The sequence below is a fragment of the Mycolicibacterium fluoranthenivorans genome, from assembly GCF_011758805.1.
In the GTDB taxonomy this organism is placed as follows: Bacteria; Actinomycetota; Actinomycetes; order Mycobacteriales; family Mycobacteriaceae; genus Mycobacterium; species Mycobacterium fluoranthenivorans.
The window spans coordinates 698563-716582 of the sequence record NZ_JAANOW010000002.1 but is presented as its reverse complement, the minus strand read 5'-3'; the positions used below and the strand labels follow the sequence as shown (position 1 = coordinate 716582).

Genomic DNA, 18020 nt, shown 5'->3' with positions numbered 1-18020 from the left:
AGTCACCTCATCACATAGAACAGGGCGAAGATGATCACCCAGAGCAGATCGACCATATGCCAATAGATTGCGCCCGCTTCCACCATCGACGCTCGTCGCCGGCCGGGGTTGCGCAACTCGCGCACCAGCACGCCCAGCACGATGAGCCCGATCAGCACGTGTACCAGGTGCACACCGGTGATCACGTAGTAGAACGAGTAGAACATCTCCGAATTCGTGTGCCCCGCAGAGAGCTTGAGGAACCACTCATAGCCCTTCAGCGCCATGAAGAGCACGCCGCCGGCACCACCGGCATAGATCAGCCTGATCGCGTGATCATGGCGGCCCGCGCGGGTCTCGAGTACCGCCCGGGCCACCAACCACGAACTCGTCAGCAGGATCACGGTGTTGGCCACGCCGAGGGTGATGTCGAGATGCTGGGCGGCGGATAGGAATTCGCCCTGGTTCAGGGTCCGATAGATCAGGAAGACGACGAAGTAGCCGGCGAAGATGACCATATCGCCCAGGACCATCACCCACATGTCCCCGTCACCGGGCAGCCTGCGCTGCACGGCGGACGGTTCGGTCCGGGTCATGAGTTCGCCTCTCGCGCCGCGGCCTGACGCAGTAGCGCGATCAGCGCCACCAGCCACACTGAGAAGACCACCACCGCCCACCAGAAGGAGATCGACCCGTTCCAGGCGAACGGCCCGGATCTGAACACGAACATCTGGGTGGCGATGATCTCGGTGATGATCTGCCAGATGCTGACGTAGGCAAACCATTTCGGGAAGATATCGTTGCGGTCATACAGGATGGCCACGGCCAGCACCAGGTAAGCCACCGAGAAGCAGCCCAAAGATCCGTTGTACGAGAGCATTCCGAGGTCGTAGAGCAGGCTGATGAGCTCCGGGTCGCGGTCGGGGCGGAACGCAGCGGTCAGGAAGCACACCGTCACGAGCAGGAATCCGGGTACCGCACCTACGCCCATCCCGCCGATGTAGCCATAGGCGAAGACCGATCCCACCGACATCCGCTTCATCTGGTAGGCCACCAGCCCGTTGGTCATCGCCGCACCGCCGAGCAGGACCAGCAGCACGGTGAACCCGATCTGGATGGTCAGGTGGTGCGCGGTGAAGAAGGCGACCTTATCGGCCGCGGTGACGTCGGGCCGCGGTGGCGGGGTCACGCGTGTCAGGACACAGATGATGACCCCGAACAACCCATACCAGGCCGGGAAGAACCAGGTCATCAGCCAGACATCGCGGTTCTCACCGCCGGCGCGAACCGGTGCGGTCAGCACACTCATGGCGCGATCACACCGTCGGCGACGGCCTGTCGGTGCAGCGCGGCCCGCAGGACGAAGAACATCACCAGGACGAACGCCGCAAAGGCGCCGTTGCGAAGCCAGAATGACAGCAGCCCATCCCAGGCCAGTGGTCCGGTGCGGAAGACGGCGGCACCCGCGGCGGGCACCATCGCGACGGCGGTGGCCAGCGCGTAGTGGCCCACCCAGCGCGGGAACACCGGATCCGCACGGTCATCGAAGTACACCGCCAGCGCCAGGAGTACGAACTGGCTGACCACCATGCCGACGGGGGCGATGAACACGATCCATGCCAGGTCGTTGAGCAGCATGATCAGGTCCGGGTTGCGTTCCGGGCGAAAAGCCGCCACCAGGAAGAAGATGTTGGACAGGGCGAAGATGGTGGCGCCGCTGACCACCGCCGTCAGGTAGCAATACGCGAAGACGTGGCTCTGCCCTTTCATCCGTTTCATCTGTGCGACGATCACCATGAAGAACGGCAACACCATGATCCCGCACAGGTTGAAGGCGGCCTGGCTGAACCGGATCAGGGCGGTGTGGTCGGCGTAGAACGCGGCAACCTCTCCGGCCGTCATGGTCGGCGACATCGGCGGCCAGAAACCGGGAAACGCCAGCGCCGCGATCAGCAGCACCACCCCGACCACCGGCCCGGTCCACAGACTCACCCACTGCGCCTTGATATTCCCGGCTTTCGGCAGGTCTTGGGCCTGCTCGAGGATGTGCATCACGCCTCCACTGACTTGACTCAGGGTTTTTCGTTTCGAATCGGCATACCGGTGATCACCGAGTCATGTTCATATGCACGGTATCCGGCAAAATGCTCAATGGGAAGAACTTTCTGAGTAGAGTCAGTTTCATGCTGAAGCAGAAGGGTCTGCAGACCCGCGAGCGACTGCTCGGCGCCGCGCTCGCCGAGTTCAAGCGCGCGGGGATAGCCGGGGCGGATACCACGGCGATCGTCGCCGCTGCCGGCGTCGCGCACGGCACTTTCTTCTTCCACTTCCCGACCAAGGAACACGTCCTGCTCGAACTGGAGAAGCGCGAACAGGACCGGATGGCCGCCGAACTGACCCGATACTTCGCCACCGCGCACAGCGTGCACGACACGCTGGCCGAAGCCGTCCGAGCATTGGAGACGATAGAACGACGGCTGGGCCGCCGATTGTTCAAAGACTTTCTGGCCCTGCATTTCTCCACCACCCGGCCGCCATCCGAGGAGTGGACCAACTATCCGATGGCGGTGGCCGTCGTCGAAGAACTCGACCGTGCCCGCCGCCGCGGGGAGATACCCACCGACGTCGATGTGCTGCACAACGGGGTGTCGTTTCTCCTCGGCCTCTACGCGCTGCTGCTCACCCTCCCCGAAGCCGCCGAGGTCCGCCAACCTGCGATCGACGAATACCTCACCACCTACGGGTACGGCTTGCGCGTGATCTCCGGGAGCCGGTAAACAGACCGGTGAATAGACGTTGTCGTCAAAACCGAGCGGCAATGGGCGCCACACCCGACAATGAGCACTGCCAACACCACGCGCAGGCGGGGCTGCCCCGGATCGAAGGAGAACGTCATGAGCCGACGTACCACCTCAGCGTTGTTCGCGGCGGGGTTCGCCACCGCCGCGGCACTGATGCCACTGGTCAGCGCGCCCGCCGCCGGTGCCGATGTGTGCGCAGGCGCCGACGGCAGGCACTTCGCCGCCGGGGGTTGCACCAACATCGCAGGTGACGCCATCGCGGGCGCGGCGATCGCCGCGGCGCACGTCCCCTACGTGCCCGGCGAGGTGCCCTGCTACACCGTCGAAGGTGTGCCGTACTTCACCCCGCCCGGGGACCCCTGCTGAGCCGAACCACGCTGCGCGAACAGTTGTTTGGTGAGGCTAGGTTTGCTGGCGACCGGCGGCCGGACTGCTTAGTCTGACGCTGTGTCACATCCCGCCGAACCGCACATCGGGTCCGTTTCGTCGAAGCTGAACTGGCTGCGCGCCGGCGTGCTCGGTGCCAATGACGGCATCGTGTCGACGGCGGGCATCGTGGTGGGCGTGGCCGCGGCGACGGTGGAACGCGGCCCGATCCTCACCGCCGGTATCGCCGGCCTCGCCGCGGGCGCGGTGTCCATGGCGCTCGGTGAGTACGTGTCCGTGAGCAGTCAGCGCGATACCGAGCGCGCCCTCCTGAAAAAGGAGCGCTTCGAACTGCGCGACGATCCCGAAGCAGAATTCGAAGAGCTCAAGGCCATCTACGCCGCAAAAGGCCTGTCCGAGGCCACCGCGCAAGCGGTCGCCGCCGAGCTCACCGAACATGACGCGTTCGCCGCACATGCCGAGGCCGAACTCGGCATCGATCCGGACGAACTCACCAGCCCCTGGCAGGCGGCCTTCTCTTCGGCCGCGTCCTTCATCACTGGCGCCCTCCTGCCGCTTCTGGCGATTCTGCTGCCACCGCCGAGCCTGCGGATCCCGATCACCGTGGTCGCCGTGCTGATCGCGCTCGCCCTCACCGGATCCGTCGCGGCGCGACTCGGCGGCGCCGGCCGGCAACGCGCCATCCTGCGCAATGTCGTCGGCGGCGGCTTGGCACTTGCCATCACCTATGGCATCGGCCTGCTGGTGGGCACCGCTGTGGCGTGAGCTGGCGATCCTTCGCCACCGAGCCTGACTACTACAAGATATGTAGTATGTCGTCCGGATGATCCGGTCCTACGGAAGGCCTACTTTTGTCGACATTTCAAGGGCTGCCCGCCCATGTTCTGCTGGTGCATTTCGTCGTGGTGTTGGCGCCACTGACTGCCGCGCTCGCGATCACCTGCGCCCTGTGGCCCGCGGCCCGGCGGCGCCTCACCTGGCTGGTGGTCATTCTGGCCGTGGTGACCACGGTCCTCACGCCACTGACCACCGAGGCCGGCGAGTGGCTGGAGCATCAGACCGAACGCACCCCGCTCTTGCACGAGCACGCCGAACTCGGCGACACCATGGTCTATTTCGCGATTGCACTGCTCATCGGCGCGGCCCTGCTCGCCGTCGTGCACGTGCGGGAATCCCGCGAGCGCCCGTTCACCCCGGCCCTCACCTGGGCCATCGCGGCGCTGGTCATCATTGCCAGTGTCGCCACCACCGTTCAGGTGGTGCGGATCGGCGACTCGGGCGCCAGGTCAGCCTGGGGAGACAAGGCCACGGCCGACGCAGGCGAGTGAAAGCTCCTGCGGTTCAGCCGATCACGGTGGACAGCGGCTCACCGCGCTCGGGTGCAAAGCGGTCCTGGGCGATATCGGCAGCCAGATAGGTTTGCGCGCTGATCAATACGGCGATGACCGCGGCGAGCGCCAGCATGTACCAGCGCTGCCGAGGTGGTGCCTCATGTGTCAGCGCGAGGACTCTCGCCCGGACATCGCTCGGACGGCCGGTGATACGGCACCCGGGCGCCGGCTGAGCGTGCGCGCACAGCAGCGCCGCGCGGGCGATCGCCCGCGCGGCGTTGCCTCGGCCGCCACGTGCGGCGTGCTCGTCGGCGCTGCGCTCGACCGCCAATCGCACCACCCGGGTCCACGGTCGCAGTAGCGGATTGAGGCAGGCCGCGAGTTCGACTGCCTGGACGTGGAAATGGTGCCGCTGTCGTAGGTGCGCTCGCTCGTGGTCGATCACCGCACGCCGCTCCGCCGCTGTCATCACCGCGGTCAGGCCCGTGGTGAGCACGATCAATCCCCCGGCCCGCCCGGGCACGGCGAACGCGTCCGGGCGGTCGTCCTCGACGATCACCACCGCGCCGTCCTTATCGGCCGCGCCACACCGGATGGCCCGGCCGGCCCGCACCGACATCCGCACCCGCAGCAGGTGGCGGAGGGCCAAGAGCAGAAGACCCGCACAGATCCCGATCAGCGACAGAGCCTCGATCCGGCCCATGACGCCTGGGTGGCCGAGCAGAATCGAGGCACCGGCGACCATCGAGATCCAGGTACTGATCGCCATCATCAGCGCCAGCGTCGCCGCGACCGGGGCTTGCCAATACGGATGAAATCTGTCGGCGAGGGCGGGCAACACTGCGGTGAGTGCGATCGCCAGGACCCAAGGCGCCCCGAGCAGGATCCAGATGCTCACCGGCCGCCACCGTCGATCTCATGACGTGACAGCACTTCTCGAAGGAGCTCCTCGTCCTCGGAGGACAAGCTTGCGACGAAGCTGCTCAGCACGTCGGCCCGGGCATGCCCGCCGTCGAGCTCACGACGCATCCGCAGGGCAGCCTGCAACGCCGGGAGGTCGCCCGGCGCGGCGGCCAGCGTGTACCGGTGCGAGCGGCCGTCACGGTCCCGGGTGACGGTGCCCTTGCCGGCAAGTCTGGTCAGCACCGTCATCACCGTGGTGTACGCCAGACGCGACCCCAACTCGGCGCGCACCTCGGCCACCGTCATGGCCTCGCCGCCGGCGAGTACGGCGATGACAGCGTCTTCTAAGTCACCCGGGTCTCTGCGCACCTGTCGCTCCCTTCCGGACCAGCATAGGGAGGCTGCGGCAGGGACACGAAGTAGGCGTCCAGCACGCGCCGGCGACCTGCGGCCGCGGCGGTCTTTCGCGAAGCGAGGTTGAGTCGGTCGATGGTGCCGATCAACAGCACGTCCGGGTCTCGACCGGGTTCGGCCGCCCACGCCGCCTGTCCCGCGGCGGCGTACCCGTGGCCACCGTGCTCGACGGTGACCACTTCTTCGTTGATCACGTCACCGTCGATCCAGTCGATCACGCCTGGCACCACCGCCAGCAGACCGACGATGCCCGCGGTGGTACGGATGGCGCACAGGTGATCCCGGGTGTGCCAGTCATCGAGCTCGGCGGCGGTGGCGGCCGAGATATTGCGAGCCAAAGCGGAATCCAGCTGCCGGTACCGGTCCGCGACGATCGCCATGGCGGCTTCGGCGCTGTCGAAGGCCGCCAGCCACACATTGGGGGCCCGCGAGGTCATCTCGCGGTAGGCCGCCACGTAGACGCTCTCGTCGAGCACAACCCCCGCTCCGCCCAGCCGCCCCGGGGCGGTCCGCACCCTCAGACACAGCGGCGCGAACATCGCCCATTCCTGACTGACGCACACCCGCATCCGGTTCAGGTCGTCGAAGCTGTGCGCGATGATCTCGACGAAGGGCCGGTTGATATCGCGGCCGTAGAACCGGATTCCACCCAGCAGCGTTCCGGCTGAGGTGACGAGGTGGCGGTGCAGGTAGTCGGTGACCCGCACCCCGGGCAGGTCGACGTGATCGGAGAACTCGCGGGCGAAGGCGAGGTCGTGTGTGAGCGCCACCTGGCGGGCGAGCCATTCCTCGAGCAGCGTCCGGCCGCGCCGCCCGTAGAGAGCATCGGCGATATCGACTTCGTCGCGAAGAGAGGGCCAGGCCGCAGACATCACACTCAGTGAAGCCCAGCAGGCCCGGCCCCCTCAACCGAATTTCGGCGCAGCGAGGTGTGTCAGAACCGGGTGACGAAACTCAGTGCCGCGTCGGCCACCTCACGCCAGCCGTTGTCGACCACCAGGAATGTCCGCGACCGGCGAATTCGACGAATTCGGTCACGTTGGGGTTCTTCTTGTACTGCTTGTAGGAGGCCTTCGCGACCGCCGACGGAACGGTGTGATCCAACTCGCCGGAGATGACCAACAGCGGCCCCCGCTCAGGGTTCCTGGTGTTGACTTTGGTGGCCGAGGCCGGGTTGAAATTGGCGACGGCCGCCTGGAACAGGGGGCGACCCGGGCCGGCGACCGAATACCGGTCATACAGCCGCTGCGACTCCTCCTCGGATATTGCGTTGCCGAACCCGTACCGGAACTGCTTGGGCGTCAGCCCCACCGCCCGGCCATGGTTCAGCGGGTTACTCAGCACAGGGAACGCCGAGCGCAACGCCGACAACGGCAGGGGAAGTACCCCGCGGAACGGCGCAGGGTCGATGGCCACAGCAGCCTTGGCCAGGCCGAGGCCGGCGAGCTTCTGGGCGATCAGGCCGCCGAAGGAGTGCCCGATGATGATGGGCTTGCGATCCAGGGCGCGGATCACGTCGGCGTAGTGATCGGTGATCTCGGCAACCCCCTTCCCGGCGAACACCGACGGATCACGGCGCGCATCGGCGGTGGTGGCCGGATCGTCGGGCCAGCCCGGGGCCAGCGTCACGAAAGCCTGCTCTTCGAACAGGGCTCGCCAGTCGTCCCAGCTGTCGGGCAACAGCCACAGGCCGTGGACGAACACGACGGGCTGTGCACCCGAGCGATTCGCGCGGTCGATCTCGTCCTGCTCGCGTGCGGTGATGGTGGTCATCGGCTTCTCCTCTAGTAGAAAGAACGGTCGTTCTTCTTACTTGAACCCTCCCGGCCCGCCCGGTATTCCCCGTAAGAGAAAGAACGTTCTGCCTCGGGCGTACCGTGGTGGACATGGAAACCAGTGCGCCGGTGTCGGAGGCCCGTGAGCGGCTTCTGCGCACCGCAACCGACCTCTTCTACCGCGAGGGAATCCATTCCGTCGGCGTCGACCGCATCCTGGCCGAGGCCGGTGTCACCCGCGCCACCATGTACCGGCATTTCAAAGGCAAAGAGGACCTCGTCGAGGCGTACCTGGCGGCCGAGGACCAGACCATTCGCGGTTACTTCGCCGCCGCCGAGTCCGCCGGTGGCGACGCCGACATGCTGGAGCTGGTCATCGACGGTATCGCCGACGACATCACTCGGTATCACACCCGCGGATGCCCGTTCATCAACGCGGCGGCGGAGTACCCCGACCCGGGCAGCCGTATCCGGCGGCTCATCGCCGAACACCGCGGCTGGTTTCGCGGCGCCCTCGAGGAGGCCGCCGCCGGGCACGACAACCCTGCGGAGATCGCCTCGTCGCTGGCCTTGCTGCGCGACGCCGCACTGGTCGGGGGCTATCTGGATGGGGTCGCGCATACCAAACCCGCGTTCACGCGTACTGCCAGGCAGGCGGCGGGGCTACCACCGGAACCCCGGTTACCTCAGGTGTAGATGCGCGCGAAGCGGGTATACGATCCGTTGTCCACTGCCACAACATGATTGAGTGCCGTGATGGGTTACCCGTTCTCCCCCGATGAGCCACGCACCAGCCGAAGCCGGGACATGCCGCCGGTACCCAGACTGTGGATCGCTTTGGCGGTCACCGCAGCGACCGTGCTCGCGCTGGTGCTTGTCGTGCTGACATGACGACGCCGTCGCCCATACTGGTCGGGTGACGTCAACCGCCGTAGCCTGGGTCGTCGTCGGGTTGGCCTTCGTCGGCCTGATCACCCTCACCGTGCTGCTGATCGTGACGCACAGCAAGCTGACGAGCACGCGAAGCGAACTCGATCGACTTCGGCGCGAGAGTCCCCGCCGGCGCCGGCCTCGCGGACTGGCACCCGTCGCGATCAAGACCGTCTGGCAGGCAGCGGACTCACTGATCAACAAGGGCGTCCGCGCCACCGTCCGAAATTCGATCGAGGATCTGGCGGGCTGGGCCCAGGTGGAACGTCCCGACCTGGCCCGCCTGACCGCCGACGGCCAGGCCGTCATCGTGTTCTCCGATATCGAGGGCTCGACCGAACTGAACGACGTCCTGGGCGACCGCGAATGGGTGAAACTGCTTGAGCGCCACAACAAGCTCTTCTACAAGCAGGTCGAGAAATTCGGCGGACACGTGGTCAAGACCCAGGGCGACGGGTTCATGATCGTCTTCGCAGATGCGCGTCAGGCCGCCCGCTGCGGCCTCGGCGTCCAGCAGGCGCTGAATGCCGATCCGCAACGCTGGGACGACATTCGCGTGCGGATCGGCATCCACATGGGCACCTCGGTGCGTCGTGGTGACGACCTGTTCGGACGCAACGTCGCCATGGCGGCGCGGGTGGCCGCGCTGGCCGACGGCGGTGAGGTGCTCATCAGTGAACCGGTACGCGAAGCGGTCGGCAAGCTGCCGGGTGCCGAGTTCGGGCCCCCACGTGAGGTCGAACTGAAGGGCCTGCAGGGCAGCCACACCGTGTACGCGGTGTCTGCGAGCGACTCCCCTGCGCTGGAGAGCGCCGAGGAGCAGTCGGGACGGGCGTAGCGTCGCGCTACATCCGAAGTGTCACACCGAGCAGAGCGATGAGGCCGAGGCCGGCGATCAGGGCAGCGACGACCGAGGCGATCGAGTAGCGCATCGGACCGAAATCCGAAGAGAGTGCCCGCATTTCCTGTCGATGCTGAACCCAGCCCAGGATCAGCGCGGTCAGCCCGACCAAGATCATGGCCACCCCGACGACCTGGGGGCTGACGAAGGGTTCGCGCAGCCGGCCGCTGTCGGCGAGATACTGGAAGATCTGATAGATGGTGAAGCCGAAGGCGATCAGCGAGGTACTGGTGCGCGTCCACGCCATCAAGGTCCGTTCCAGTGCCAACCGGGTTCGCTCAGCGGCGAGCCGGGTATTGGGGTCCGGCGGGTGATCGGTCATGGCGGGCACTCCGTCCTTGCGCGGCGTCGATCGAGTTCACCGGAGCATACGGTCGAGGGTGAGCAGACCTCGACACATTGGCACTGCGATCGGAGTCAGCGGCCGAATAGGCGGCGATCGGTGCAGTGCAGGTTGTGAGTGTTGAAGTACTTGTCGGTCCAGCCGTCGGTCGTGGACAGGTACCAGCCGGCCGCAACCGCGGCGGCCTGCTTGTTGGCCGGGGCGATGGCGGGTGTGACCTTCGCCTTCTTGGCCAGCCTGTCGAGGAAGTCGTAGTGGTCGACCAGGAGCAAGGTTTCGATGACAAACGCGGTGGCCACGTCGGCATCACGGATGGCGAGCAGGTTGTCGCCGTTGTCACGTTCGCCGCCTTCGGCCAGGTTCGACGACCCGCAGTAGACCGTGGGCGCCTCGCCGTTGAAGCCGCACACCACGTACTTGTGATGGATCTCGTGGAACCTGATACCCGGCACCTGATGAAACGGCGCCGGCAGTGCAGTCTGGCCCGGTTTCCCCGTGACCAGCACCCCACCTTGTTCACCCACGCCGTAGAGCGTGACGCCCTTGGGTGCGTCCGAGATCCCGAAGCTGAAGATGTCGCGGTTGACATGCAGTTCGTTGAGCGCGTCGTACACGCGGTGGCTCCCGCGACCACTGATCTGCATCACCGCGAAGAACACCGACCCGATCGTCGGCGCGGCGACTGCCGCCTCGGCGTCGATGCGGTCGACGATGCCCTGCAGGATCTCATCGGCGAAAGGCCCGGCGTGCGGGGAGAACGTCGCCGTCGTCGCCGGGACCGGGCCGGCCGCGTCGCCCCAGACGAATGACTGGTTGCCCCAAGTGGATTCGGCGAACGGCTTAGGAGCAGTGTCGGTATCCCAGGATTGGTTGAACACACCGGAGTAGATGTCGGCGACGTTGCGGTCGTCGAACACCAGCACGTGGTTGGCGTTGACGTAGACACCGGTGACGGAGAAGTTCGTCGACCCGGTCAGCACGGTGCGCGCACCCTGCTCGTCGGAGACGATGAAGACCTTGTCGTGGGCGTAGCGCCTGAACTTCTTTCGCTTGATGGTGTCGGGGTCTTCGGCGTGGGCTTGGAACGCCGTGGTGAAGGCGTCCTCTGGCGAAGGTTTGTCGGCTGTGCCGGTGTGCAGGGCCGCGTTGTCCAGGATGATGCGCACGCGGTTCTGCTCGCCCAGCGTCAGCAACGCCGCCACGACGGACGGCTCGTCAAGGTCGTAGGCGAACACGTCGAGCGTCAGGGTCGGATCGGCAACCACCTGGTCGAGCAGGTCCAGTAGGGCACGTCGGGCGGTGAAGCCGAGCCAGTCGTATTCCTGCGCGTAGGTGTAGGTGTGGCCGTCGTTGTTGGTTCCGGCGGTCTGCGAGATGTCGAAGGTCAGCGGAGCGCCGGGCGGCTGGATGTGGACGTCGTCGCCGAAGTGCCGGACGAACGCCTGCGACTGGACGTAACCGCGGGTGAATGCCACCGTGAGGCCGCCCTTGACGAAGGGGCCGACCGGTACCTGCAGTGAGAGGCTGGCGTCGGGGTCCAGCGCGGTCAGCGCGCCGGCGTCGGTGAAATAGCGGGGGGTCACCACGTAGGTGTACGTGCCGAAGGCCGGCTGACCGCCCTGATGTACCAAGCCGGGGACATGGACCCAGCGGAACTTGTGGATCGGGGCGTTGGCACTGGAGAACGGATCCTCACCGGGAACTCGGGTGTGCGCGGGCGATTCGCGCAGCCGCAGATTGTTGGTCACGTAGTAGGGATGCGCAGCTCCGGGCGGATGTACCTGGATGCTGAAGCCGCCCAGGTTCTTTCGGGCTTTCTCGGTTTTCACGTTGAACGCCAGCAGAGACTTCGCATCTCCCGTGTACGCGGTAAACGTCATCTGATCGTTTTCTGCATGGACGGTGGCCATGGCTCCCCCACTCTCGGCAAGACGGGCACGGCACCGCCCTTATGAGCAACACCCGCGGCCCGATCGACCGCAGACATCGTCGCGCCGAGCGGTCAGCGGCAACAGAGTAGTGGCCTACCTCAATCTGGGGGCAGTCAGCCGGGGCAGAACGTTTGCCGTGCCCGGGAGTCGGGCAGTCCGTATGTTGTGCAAGCGCACATCTGCCCGTGCGCATCGCCGACCTTAGCGAAAGCGGGGCCTTACGGTTCTTCAGTTACTCAGTTGGGTAACCTCGATTAAGAGCGGTTCTGCCGCAGAACGGATTTCGCTCATCGTCATGGTCCGCAGCGGATGGATCGCGAGAATAAGCCGCACGTGATCGCTCTCGTCCAAGACGGGCGCGGAGATGGTGGCGACCGGGTGAGCACCGTCTGGGCTGTCGGCGGGCAGCAGGTTGGCCGAAATGAACTCGACGCGCAGTTGATCGATGACCGAGCGCAGATTGCGGGGAACTGTCTTGCCAGACAACCTTCCGATCGCACGGGCCGCTTGCGCCAGCTCCGGACTCATCCAGTCGACGTCATAACCGCGCTCGCGGGTCTGGGCCAACACGGTCTGCAGGCGCTCGGCTAGTGACGCGTCTCCGCCTGCCCCGCGCCGTACCCACGAATCCTGTTCGCTCGGTACATCCCATGCGGCGCAGGCGATCCCGAATGGCGGTGCATAGGGGATCCGCTCGTGCGGGAGAATGGACTCAGGGAAGCCATCAGGGTTTTCGAATGCAGTGATCACCAGATCATCGCCGGAGCGCTCGACTACGGAGGCCGGCATCCCTGTCGACGTGGCCAGGCGATGGATGCCCTCGCGCGCGCGGGCGGAAAGCGGGCGCGTAGTGGCGAGTCTTTCCGCGATGAGGGCCAAGGTGACTCCCAGGGTGAACTCTTTGGAAACGGGATCCCGGGTGGCCCAGCCGCGATCGCACAGTGTTTTGAGGATGGAATGCGCGGTTGCCTGGGACAAGTCGAGCTCGCGCACCACATCCGAGAACCGCATTCCCCGATCAGCCCGTCTGCCGAGCAGTTCGACGATGTCGAGAACTCGATCGGTCGGTGCTGAATGCGCTCCGCGCACCCTTGACTCCCCTCCATGAACATCTTACGGTCGTCTCAGTAATTAGAGACAATTTTATCGAATAATCGAGAGTAATGGAAGGAGGCGGCCCGGTGCGTGCGGTCGCGTTACGAGATGGGCGATTGACCGTCTGCGACACCGCCGACCCCGTTCCTGGTCCGAACGACGCAGGTGGTGGAAGCACATGCCGGGCCGATGTTGCAGCTGCGGGTGGGACTACCTCTGGGTCAACGAGGACCGCTAGGTCAAGCGCTGGGGCTGGCTCGTCGAGAGCGCGTGACAACAGGAAAGGTGGACGGTTTGACTCCCGAATACGTGCACTTCGATCCGTTCTCGGATGAGTTCTTCAACGATCCCTTTGCGACTTACCGCCAGCTGCGTGACCGGGCTCCGGTCTACCACAGCACCCAGTATGACTTCTGGGCCCTGTCGCGCTATGAGGATGTCGCGGACGCCATGCGCGACCACGAGACATACTCGTCGACCAAGGGCGTGACCCTCGACCATTTCATCGATCCGGACGCGATGATTCCCGAGGGCGTGATCATCATGATGGATCCCCCGACGCACACGCGCATGCGGTCGTTGGTGAACAAAGTGTTCACCCCCCGATCGATAGCCAAGCTCGAGCCCATGATCCGGAGCATCATCGAGTCGGCCGCCAAGACGGTCGACGTGGCGTCTTTTGATGTGGTCGAGGACTTCTCCGCGCGGTTCCCGGTGGAGATCATCACCACGATGCTCGGGGTGCCACCCGAGGGGCGCCAGCAGATACGGCACTGGCTCGACGCGCTCTTGGAACGAGAACCGGGGAACATCAGCACAACACCGGCCGGGCGAAAAGCGGCGATAACCATGTGGAAGTACTACTACGATCTTGTCGGCAAGAAACGTGCCAATCCGCAGGACGACATGATGACTCGGCTGACCGAGGTCGAGGTCGAACGCGAAGACGGCACCACCACCCGCCTCGACGACGTGGAGATCGCCGCCTTCGCATCTCTGCTCGGGGGTGCCGGCGCCGAGACTGTGACCAAACTGATCGCGAGTGCCGCCGTCGTATTCGCACACAATCGCGAGCAATGGCAAGAGCTCCGGCGCGATAGAAGTCTCGTCCCTGCCGCGTTCGAAGAGCTGCTGCGCTACGAGGGTCCGTCGCAGTACGACATCCGTTGGAGCAACGTCGATGTCGAGCTGCACGGCGAAGTGATACCCAAACACAAGCCGGTCATGCTCATCAATGGTTCAGCTACCAGGGATGAGCGCAAATTCGCAGATCCGGATCGCTTCGACATCCATCGGGGACATTCCGGTCACAACCTGGGATTCGGCTACGGCATACATAGCTGTTTGGGGGCGGCCCTGGCCCGCATGGAGGGCCGCATTGCCATCGACGTCATGCTGGATCTCATCCCGGAGTATGAGATCGACGTCGCGGGCCTCGAACGGGTCAAGATGCCCAATGTATTCGGCTGGGGGCGCGTGCCGGTCCACGCGCGACACGTCAGCGGCGGGCTAAATCAGCCAAGAAAAGGAATGGATTGAAATGGTCAACGATGCCAGTGCTCAACGCGTCCGAGTAGTTCACGTGGGCACGGGTCTCACGGGAAAGGAGGCCTTGCGTGCCATCATCAACGATCCGTCTCTCGAACTCGTCGGACTGAAGGTGTCTACTCCCGAGAAGGTCGGTGTCGATGCCGGTTCGCTGATAGGTGAACCGGATACCGGAGTCATCGCGTCGGCTGATGTCGATGACGTACTGGCATTGGCGCCCGACTGCGTGTCGTACTGCGCCACCGCTGTCCGGCGCGAGGCCGAGGCCATCGCAGATATGGTGCGGTACCTCGAGGCGGGGATCAATGTCGTGACGATCGCGACCATCCCGATGATATATCCGTCGGCTGCACCACCAGAGTGGCGCGCTGCCGTGGAAGCGGCAGCGGCGAAGGGTAATTCGACCTTCTACGCTACCGGCGCCGAGCCGGGCTTCATCAGCCTCAACATTCCCACTGCCCTACTGACCGGTGCTGGCGTCGTGGAATCGTATCGGATGGACGAGTATGCGATCGATTTGGACAAGTCGTATCCAATCTGGGATGTTCTGCACGAATCCATGGGCTTCGGAAAGCCGGACGGTCACGTACCTGCTCGAATCGCCTCGGGCAAGGTCAACCACGACTGGGAGACCGTGGTGCGATACATCGCCGATATCCTCGGCCTGGAACTCGACGGTGTCGAACTGGATTGGGAGACACTGCTCGCACCAGAAGATCTCGACACCGCGATCGGTGTCATTCCGCAAGGGACGATTTGTGCGCATCGCTGGCAGCTGGCCGGCGTTGTCGATGGGCGGCCCGCAGTCGCGGTGCAGTACTTCGCGACGGTGAGTTCCACGCCCTGGCCGCAGCACTGGCCAAGGCCGTCGCGGAATGACCAGGGCGGCATGGTAATCCGAGTCGAGGGCCGACCGAGTATGTGCTTGGAACTCTACTTCGAGCAGTCGCCCTCGGATCGGGTGAACCCGGGCGTGGCGGTGACGGCGTTAGCTGCGATCAACTCGATACCTGAGGTCATCAGGGCGCCACCTGGCGTGATCGCCAATCCCTTGGCAGGCCTCGCAATCGTAAGTAGGCAATCGCGGACGAGAAGTCACTAGAGGAGCGCTTCCCGCTGGTGGCGGCGCCAACGTCGCTCTCGCGGGCTGACGGCCCCCGCGGATAGCAACGGCACTGTCGCCAACCGCCCGTGCCGAGGGTGGGACAGCACGATTTCCCGTATCCAAGTGTTCTCGTGAGGAGTTGTGACCAGCAATGTCGAACGTGGCGGTGGTAACCGGTGGCGCTGGGGGGGAATAGATACGACGCCCCACTCGTCCTCATACGGCTTGCGAACTCGCTCCGTACTTCGCCACCAACGGCTGCTTGTTGAGCTTGCCCGCGTCGGTGCGGGGCAGCCGCTCCTCGAAGACCAGCCGGCGCGGACACTTGTGCCGGGCGAGGCGCTCGCCCAACCAGATCAGAAGCTCCCGGGCGGTCCCCTCGTCCGCCCGAGAGGCATCTGCGAGTTCCACCACCGCCATCACGGTTTGCCCGAGATCCTCGTCCGGGATCCCGAACACGGCCGCGTCGACGACCAGCGGGTGGCTCAGTAGTGCGTTCTCGGTCTCCTGCGGATAGATGTTCACTCCGCCGCTGATGATCATGTGGTTCTTGCGGTCGGTGAGATACAGATAGCCCTCCTCGTCGACGAATCCGACATCGCCGACCGTCGCCCAGCCCTGCGGGCTGCGCGACGCAGCGGTCTTGGCCGGATCGTTGAGGTACTCGAAGGGGTAGCCGCCGTCGAAATGGATCTCGCCGACCTGCCCTGGGGGCAGTTCGCGACCGTGGGTGTCGAGGATGTGGGGCTGGCCCACCAGCGGCTTGCCCACCGAGCCCGGCCGGCGCAGCCACTCCTCGGCCCGGATGAACGAGATACCCGCGCCCTCCGAGGAACCGTAGTACTCGTCGATGATCGGCCCCCACCACTGGATCATCTGGCGCTTGATGTCCGGTGGGCAGGGCGCCGACGCGTGCACCACGCGCCGCAGCGTAGACAGGTCGAACTGATCACGCACCGGCTGGGGCAGCCGCAGCATCCGCACGAACATGGTGGGGACGAACTGCGCATGGGTGACGCCGTGTCGTTCGATGCACTCGAGCACCTCGACCGGATCGAACCGCTGCATCACCACGGTGGTCGCTCCGGCCGCCTGGGCGCACATGGTCCACATGGCAGGAGCGGTGTGGTAAAGCGGTGCGGGACTGAGATACACCGACTCGGCGTCCACGCCGAGCGCCTCGAACACCGGTGTCGTCATTGTCGCGTGACCGGGCGGCGGCAGCGGCCGGCGGATGCCTTTCGGACGACCGGTGCTGCCGGCCGAATACTGCAGCAGCTGGCCGTCGACTCCGCCGTCGACCGCCTCGGTCCGAACGCCGGCGACACAGTCGGGATAGCGGCGCCAGCCCAGTAGATCGTCGTCGGCGAGCAGCGCGATCGCGGGCAACTCGGACGGCGACAAGTAGGCCGGCAGCTGCTCGCAGAGGTGGCGCAACGCCGCGGAAGAGATGATCGCTTTGGCGCCGCTGTCGGCCACGATGTACCCGATCTCGCCGGCGGTGAGGTGGATGTTGACCAGCGTGTAGTACAGGCCGCTTCGGCGGGCCGCCCACATCACCGCGTGGACGTGCTCGTTGTTCTCCATCAGCAGCGCGATGGTGTCGCCGGGAACCACGCCGGACTGCCGGAGGAAGTGGGCCAGCTGGTTGGCCCGGATGTCCAGTTCGCCGAAGGACACGGTTGTCCCGGTCGGATGGATCACCACGGCCGGTTTGTCCGCCGGGTGCGGGCGTCTCGTCAGCGGACCCTGCTGGAACCGGACCATCGACACCTCCTGACAATACGCACTCTCACCAATGAGACGATAAATTCTCACATACCGTCGCCGTGCTGGTCGATTCAGCACCGGAAGGAGTCACGTGTCCGAGGTGATGCCGCCGAGAGCCAGATCCGCGCGGGTCCGCTCGCCCTATCGGCGATCACGCATCGTCGATGCGGCCGGAACCATCGCCGCGACAGGGGGCTACGCCGCGGTCACCATGCGCGATGTCGCCGAACTGGCTCAGGTGTCGACCGCCACGCTGTACCGCCATTTCCGCTCGAAAGACCACCTGCTGGTCGCGACCCTCGGCAAATGGCTGGAGGAGTTCGACTGCCGGGTAGACGTGGAACTGTCCGGTCGGGATCAACCGTTCGACCGGCTGTGGTTCCTCGTCGACACGCTGTTCACCGCCCTGCGACAAAGCCCGTATCTCGCCGAGGCCATGGCGCGCTCGTACGTTGTCGCGCGCGGCGCGGCGACCGATCAGGTGGAGGACATCCGCACGCACCTGAGCGATATCTTCGCCGCTGCACTCCACGGCCGCACGGACGAACTCGACGGCCCCATCGCCGAACTGCTGGCAGATGTCTGGGCGGCGAATGTGCTGGCCGTCTCGCACGGTCGTATCAGCGACGCCGAACTGCGCAGGCGCCTGTTCACGACGGTCCGCCTGTTAGAGGCCAGGCACGGTTCTCCGAAAGCGATGAGCGCCTTCGGGCACCGACCACCTCGCGCCGATCCGGCCCCATGCGGTACGTTGGAAACGACTATTCTCGCTTGCGGGAATGGCTATGCTCGGTTCAAACCGTAGAC

At 65.3% G+C, this 18020-nt stretch carries 21 protein-coding genes; 10 read left to right on the top strand and 11 right to left on the bottom strand.

The window, feature by feature from the left end:
• Positions 1-2: 2 nt before the first annotated feature.
• Genes FHU31_RS21430 through FHU31_RS21420 form a run of 3 tightly spaced genes read right to left on the bottom strand, consistent with a single transcriptional unit; the run spans position 3 to position 2031 of the window.
• Positions 3-575, bottom strand: a complete 573-nt coding sequence (locus FHU31_RS21430; RefSeq protein WP_167162247.1) for a cytochrome c oxidase subunit 3 — start codon at positions 573-575, stop codon at positions 3-5.
• The gene (locus tag FHU31_RS21425) at positions 572-1288 is read right to left on the bottom strand and encodes a hypothetical protein (RefSeq protein ID WP_167162246.1); all 717 of its coding nucleotides are present in this window, start codon (positions 1286-1288) and stop codon (positions 572-574) included. Before FHU31_RS21425 ends, FHU31_RS21430 begins: the two co-directional genes overlap by 4 nt.
• Entirely contained in the window at positions 1285-2031 is a 747-nt protein-coding gene (locus FHU31_RS21420; RefSeq protein WP_167162244.1) for a hypothetical protein, read from the bottom strand. Before FHU31_RS21420 ends, FHU31_RS21425 begins: the two co-directional genes overlap by 4 nt.
• 131 nt (positions 2032-2162) lie before the next feature.
• On the opposite strand from FHU31_RS21420, the gene FHU31_RS21415 reads away from it, so the two are divergent.
• The 4 genes from FHU31_RS21415 (at position 2163) to FHU31_RS21400 (ending at position 4495) form a co-directional block, all read left to right on the top strand.
• Positions 2163-2756 (top strand): TetR family transcriptional regulator, encoded by a 594-nt coding sequence (locus tag FHU31_RS21415; protein WP_167162242.1) that lies wholly within the window; start codon positions 2163-2165, stop codon positions 2754-2756.
• 117 nt (positions 2757-2873) lie between these two features.
• Positions 2874-3146: a hypothetical protein gene (locus FHU31_RS21410; protein ID WP_167162240.1), complete on the top strand. Its 273-nt coding sequence runs from the start codon at positions 2874-2876 to the stop codon at positions 3144-3146.
• An 81-nt stretch (positions 3147-3227) separates the two neighbouring features.
• The gene (locus tag FHU31_RS21405; RefSeq protein WP_167162238.1) at positions 3228-3932 is read left to right on the top strand and encodes a VIT1/CCC1 transporter family protein; all 705 of its coding nucleotides are present in this window, start codon (positions 3228-3230) and stop codon (positions 3930-3932) included.
• 86 nt (positions 3933-4018) lie between these two features.
• Positions 4019-4495: a DUF2231 domain-containing protein gene (locus FHU31_RS21400; protein ID WP_167162236.1), complete on the top strand. Its 477-nt coding sequence runs from the start codon at positions 4019-4021 to the stop codon at positions 4493-4495.
• Between the two features lie 13 nt (positions 4496-4508).
• Here the strand turns inward: FHU31_RS21400 and FHU31_RS21395 are convergent, their stop codons facing one another.
• The 4 genes from FHU31_RS21395 to FHU31_RS21380 all read right to left on the bottom strand — a co-directional run bounded on the left by FHU31_RS21395 (position 4509) and on the right by FHU31_RS21380 (position 7588).
• Positions 4509-5396 (bottom strand): M56 family metallopeptidase, encoded by an 888-nt coding sequence (locus FHU31_RS21395; protein ID WP_167162234.1) that lies wholly within the window; start codon positions 5394-5396, stop codon positions 4509-4511.
• Entirely contained in the window at positions 5393-5770 is a 378-nt protein-coding gene (locus FHU31_RS21390; protein WP_167162232.1) for a BlaI/MecI/CopY family transcriptional regulator, read from the bottom strand. The genes FHU31_RS21395 and FHU31_RS21390 overlap by 4 nt, the downstream gene beginning before the upstream one ends.
• Positions 5746-6687 (bottom strand): hypothetical protein, encoded by a 942-nt coding sequence (locus tag FHU31_RS21385; RefSeq protein ID WP_167162230.1) that lies wholly within the window; start codon positions 6685-6687, stop codon positions 5746-5748. The genes FHU31_RS21390 and FHU31_RS21385 overlap by 25 nt, the downstream gene beginning before the upstream one ends.
• Before the next feature lie 82 nt (positions 6688-6769).
• On the bottom strand, positions 6770-7588 hold the full coding sequence (locus FHU31_RS21380; RefSeq protein ID WP_308206687.1) for an alpha/beta fold hydrolase: 819 nt from the start codon (positions 7586-7588) through the stop codon (positions 6770-6772).
• Between the two features lie 113 nt (positions 7589-7701).
• Between FHU31_RS21380 and FHU31_RS21375 the strand changes: the two genes are divergently transcribed.
• From FHU31_RS21375 to FHU31_RS21370, 3 genes are read left to right on the top strand one after another with little or no spacing between them, the layout of a single operon-like run.
• Positions 7702-8286, top strand: coding sequence for a TetR/AcrR family transcriptional regulator (locus FHU31_RS21375; RefSeq protein ID WP_167162228.1), 585 nt, complete (start codon positions 7702-7704; stop codon positions 8284-8286).
• 60 nt (positions 8287-8346) lie between these two features.
• Complete coding sequence (locus tag FHU31_RS31895; protein ID WP_263987761.1) at positions 8347-8481, top strand: hypothetical protein; 135 nt, start codon at positions 8347-8349, stop codon at positions 8479-8481.
• 25 nt (positions 8482-8506) lie between these two features.
• The gene (locus FHU31_RS21370) at positions 8507-9358 is read left to right on the top strand and encodes an adenylate/guanylate cyclase domain-containing protein (protein ID WP_167162226.1); all 852 of its coding nucleotides are present in this window, start codon (positions 8507-8509) and stop codon (positions 9356-9358) included.
• Positions 9359-9365: 7 nt separating this feature from the next.
• On the opposite strand, the gene FHU31_RS21365 is transcribed toward FHU31_RS21370, so the two are convergent.
• From FHU31_RS21365 to FHU31_RS21355, 3 genes are all read right to left on the bottom strand, one after another.
• Entirely contained in the window at positions 9366-9743 is a 378-nt protein-coding gene (locus FHU31_RS21365; RefSeq protein WP_167162224.1) for a YidH family protein, read from the bottom strand.
• Between the two features lie 95 nt (positions 9744-9838).
• A complete protein-coding gene (locus FHU31_RS21360) occupies positions 9839-11644 on the bottom strand; it encodes a phospholipase D-like domain-containing protein (RefSeq protein WP_208411130.1) in 1806 nt (601 codons plus the stop codon).
• Between the two features lie 279 nt (positions 11645-11923).
• Positions 11924-12784, bottom strand: a complete 861-nt coding sequence (locus FHU31_RS21355; protein ID WP_167162220.1) for a helix-turn-helix domain-containing protein — start codon at positions 12782-12784, stop codon at positions 11924-11926.
• A gap of 276 nt (positions 12785-13060) precedes the next feature.
• Here FHU31_RS21355 and FHU31_RS21350 point away from each other — a divergent pair, with 276 nt between their 5' ends.
• Together FHU31_RS21350 and FHU31_RS21345 are read left to right on the top strand one after the other, a co-directional pair.
• Positions 13061-14329 (top strand): cytochrome P450, encoded by a 1269-nt coding sequence (locus FHU31_RS21350; RefSeq protein WP_263987762.1) that lies wholly within the window; start codon positions 13061-13063, stop codon positions 14327-14329.
• A gap of 1 nt (position 14330) precedes the next feature.
• Entirely contained in the window at positions 14331-15440 is a 1110-nt protein-coding gene (locus FHU31_RS21345; RefSeq protein WP_208411129.1) for a dihydrodipicolinate reductase, read from the top strand.
• A gap of 219 nt (positions 15441-15659) precedes the next feature.
• Here the strand turns inward: FHU31_RS21345 and FHU31_RS21340 are convergent, their stop codons facing one another.
• A complete protein-coding gene (locus FHU31_RS21340; protein ID WP_167162945.1) occupies positions 15660-17210 on the bottom strand; it encodes an AMP-binding protein in 1551 nt (516 codons plus the stop codon).
• A gap of 94 nt (positions 17211-17304) precedes the next feature.
• Here FHU31_RS21340 and FHU31_RS21335 point away from each other — a divergent pair, with 94 nt between their 5' ends.
• Complete coding sequence (locus FHU31_RS21335) at positions 17305-18018, top strand: TetR/AcrR family transcriptional regulator (RefSeq protein WP_167162218.1); 714 nt, start codon at positions 17305-17307, stop codon at positions 18016-18018.
• The last annotated feature ends 2 nt before the right edge of the window (positions 18019-18020 follow it).

Excerpts from the sequence above, each read along its gene's own strand:
- FHU31_RS21430 (WP_167162247.1), bottom strand. The coding sequence starts at position 575 with ATGACCCGGACCGAACCGTCCGCCGTGCAGCGCAGGCTGCCCGGTGAC.
- FHU31_RS21425 (WP_167162246.1), bottom strand. The coding sequence starts at position 1,288 with ATGAGTGTGCTGACCGCACCGGTTCGCGCCGGCGGTGAGAACCGCGAT.
- FHU31_RS21420 (WP_167162244.1), bottom strand. The coding sequence starts at position 2,031 with ATGCACATCCTCGAGCAGGCCCAAGACCTGCCGAAAGCCGGGAATATC.
- FHU31_RS21415 (WP_167162242.1), top strand. The coding sequence starts at position 2,163 with ATGCTGAAGCAGAAGGGTCTGCAGACCCGCGAGCGACTGCTCGGCGCC.
- FHU31_RS21410 (WP_167162240.1), top strand. The coding sequence starts at position 2,874 with ATGAGCCGACGTACCACCTCAGCGTTGTTCGCGGCGGGGTTCGCCACC.
- FHU31_RS21385 (WP_167162230.1), bottom strand. The coding sequence starts at position 6,687 with ATGTCTGCGGCCTGGCCCTCTCTTCGCGACGAAGTCGATATCGCCGAT.
- FHU31_RS21380 (WP_308206687.1), bottom strand. The coding sequence starts at position 7,588 with ATGACCACCATCACCGCACGCGAGCAGGACGAGATCGACCGCGCGAAT.
- FHU31_RS21375 (WP_167162228.1), top strand. The coding sequence starts at position 7,702 with ATGGAAACCAGTGCGCCGGTGTCGGAGGCCCGTGAGCGGCTTCTGCGC.
- FHU31_RS31895 (WP_263987761.1), top strand. The coding sequence starts at position 8,347 with ATGGGTTACCCGTTCTCCCCCGATGAGCCACGCACCAGCCGAAGCCGG.
- FHU31_RS21365 (WP_167162224.1), bottom strand. The coding sequence starts at position 9,743 with ATGACCGATCACCCGCCGGACCCCAATACCCGGCTCGCCGCTGAGCGA.
- FHU31_RS21360 (WP_208411130.1), bottom strand. The coding sequence starts at position 11,644 with ATGACGTTTACCGCGTACACGGGAGATGCGAAGTCTCTGCTGGCGTTC.
- FHU31_RS21345 (WP_208411129.1), top strand. The coding sequence starts at position 14,331 with ATGGTCAACGATGCCAGTGCTCAACGCGTCCGAGTAGTTCACGTGGGC.
- FHU31_RS21340 (WP_167162945.1), bottom strand. The coding sequence starts at position 17,210 with ATGGTCCGGTTCCAGCAGGGTCCGCTGACGAGACGCCCGCACCCGGCG.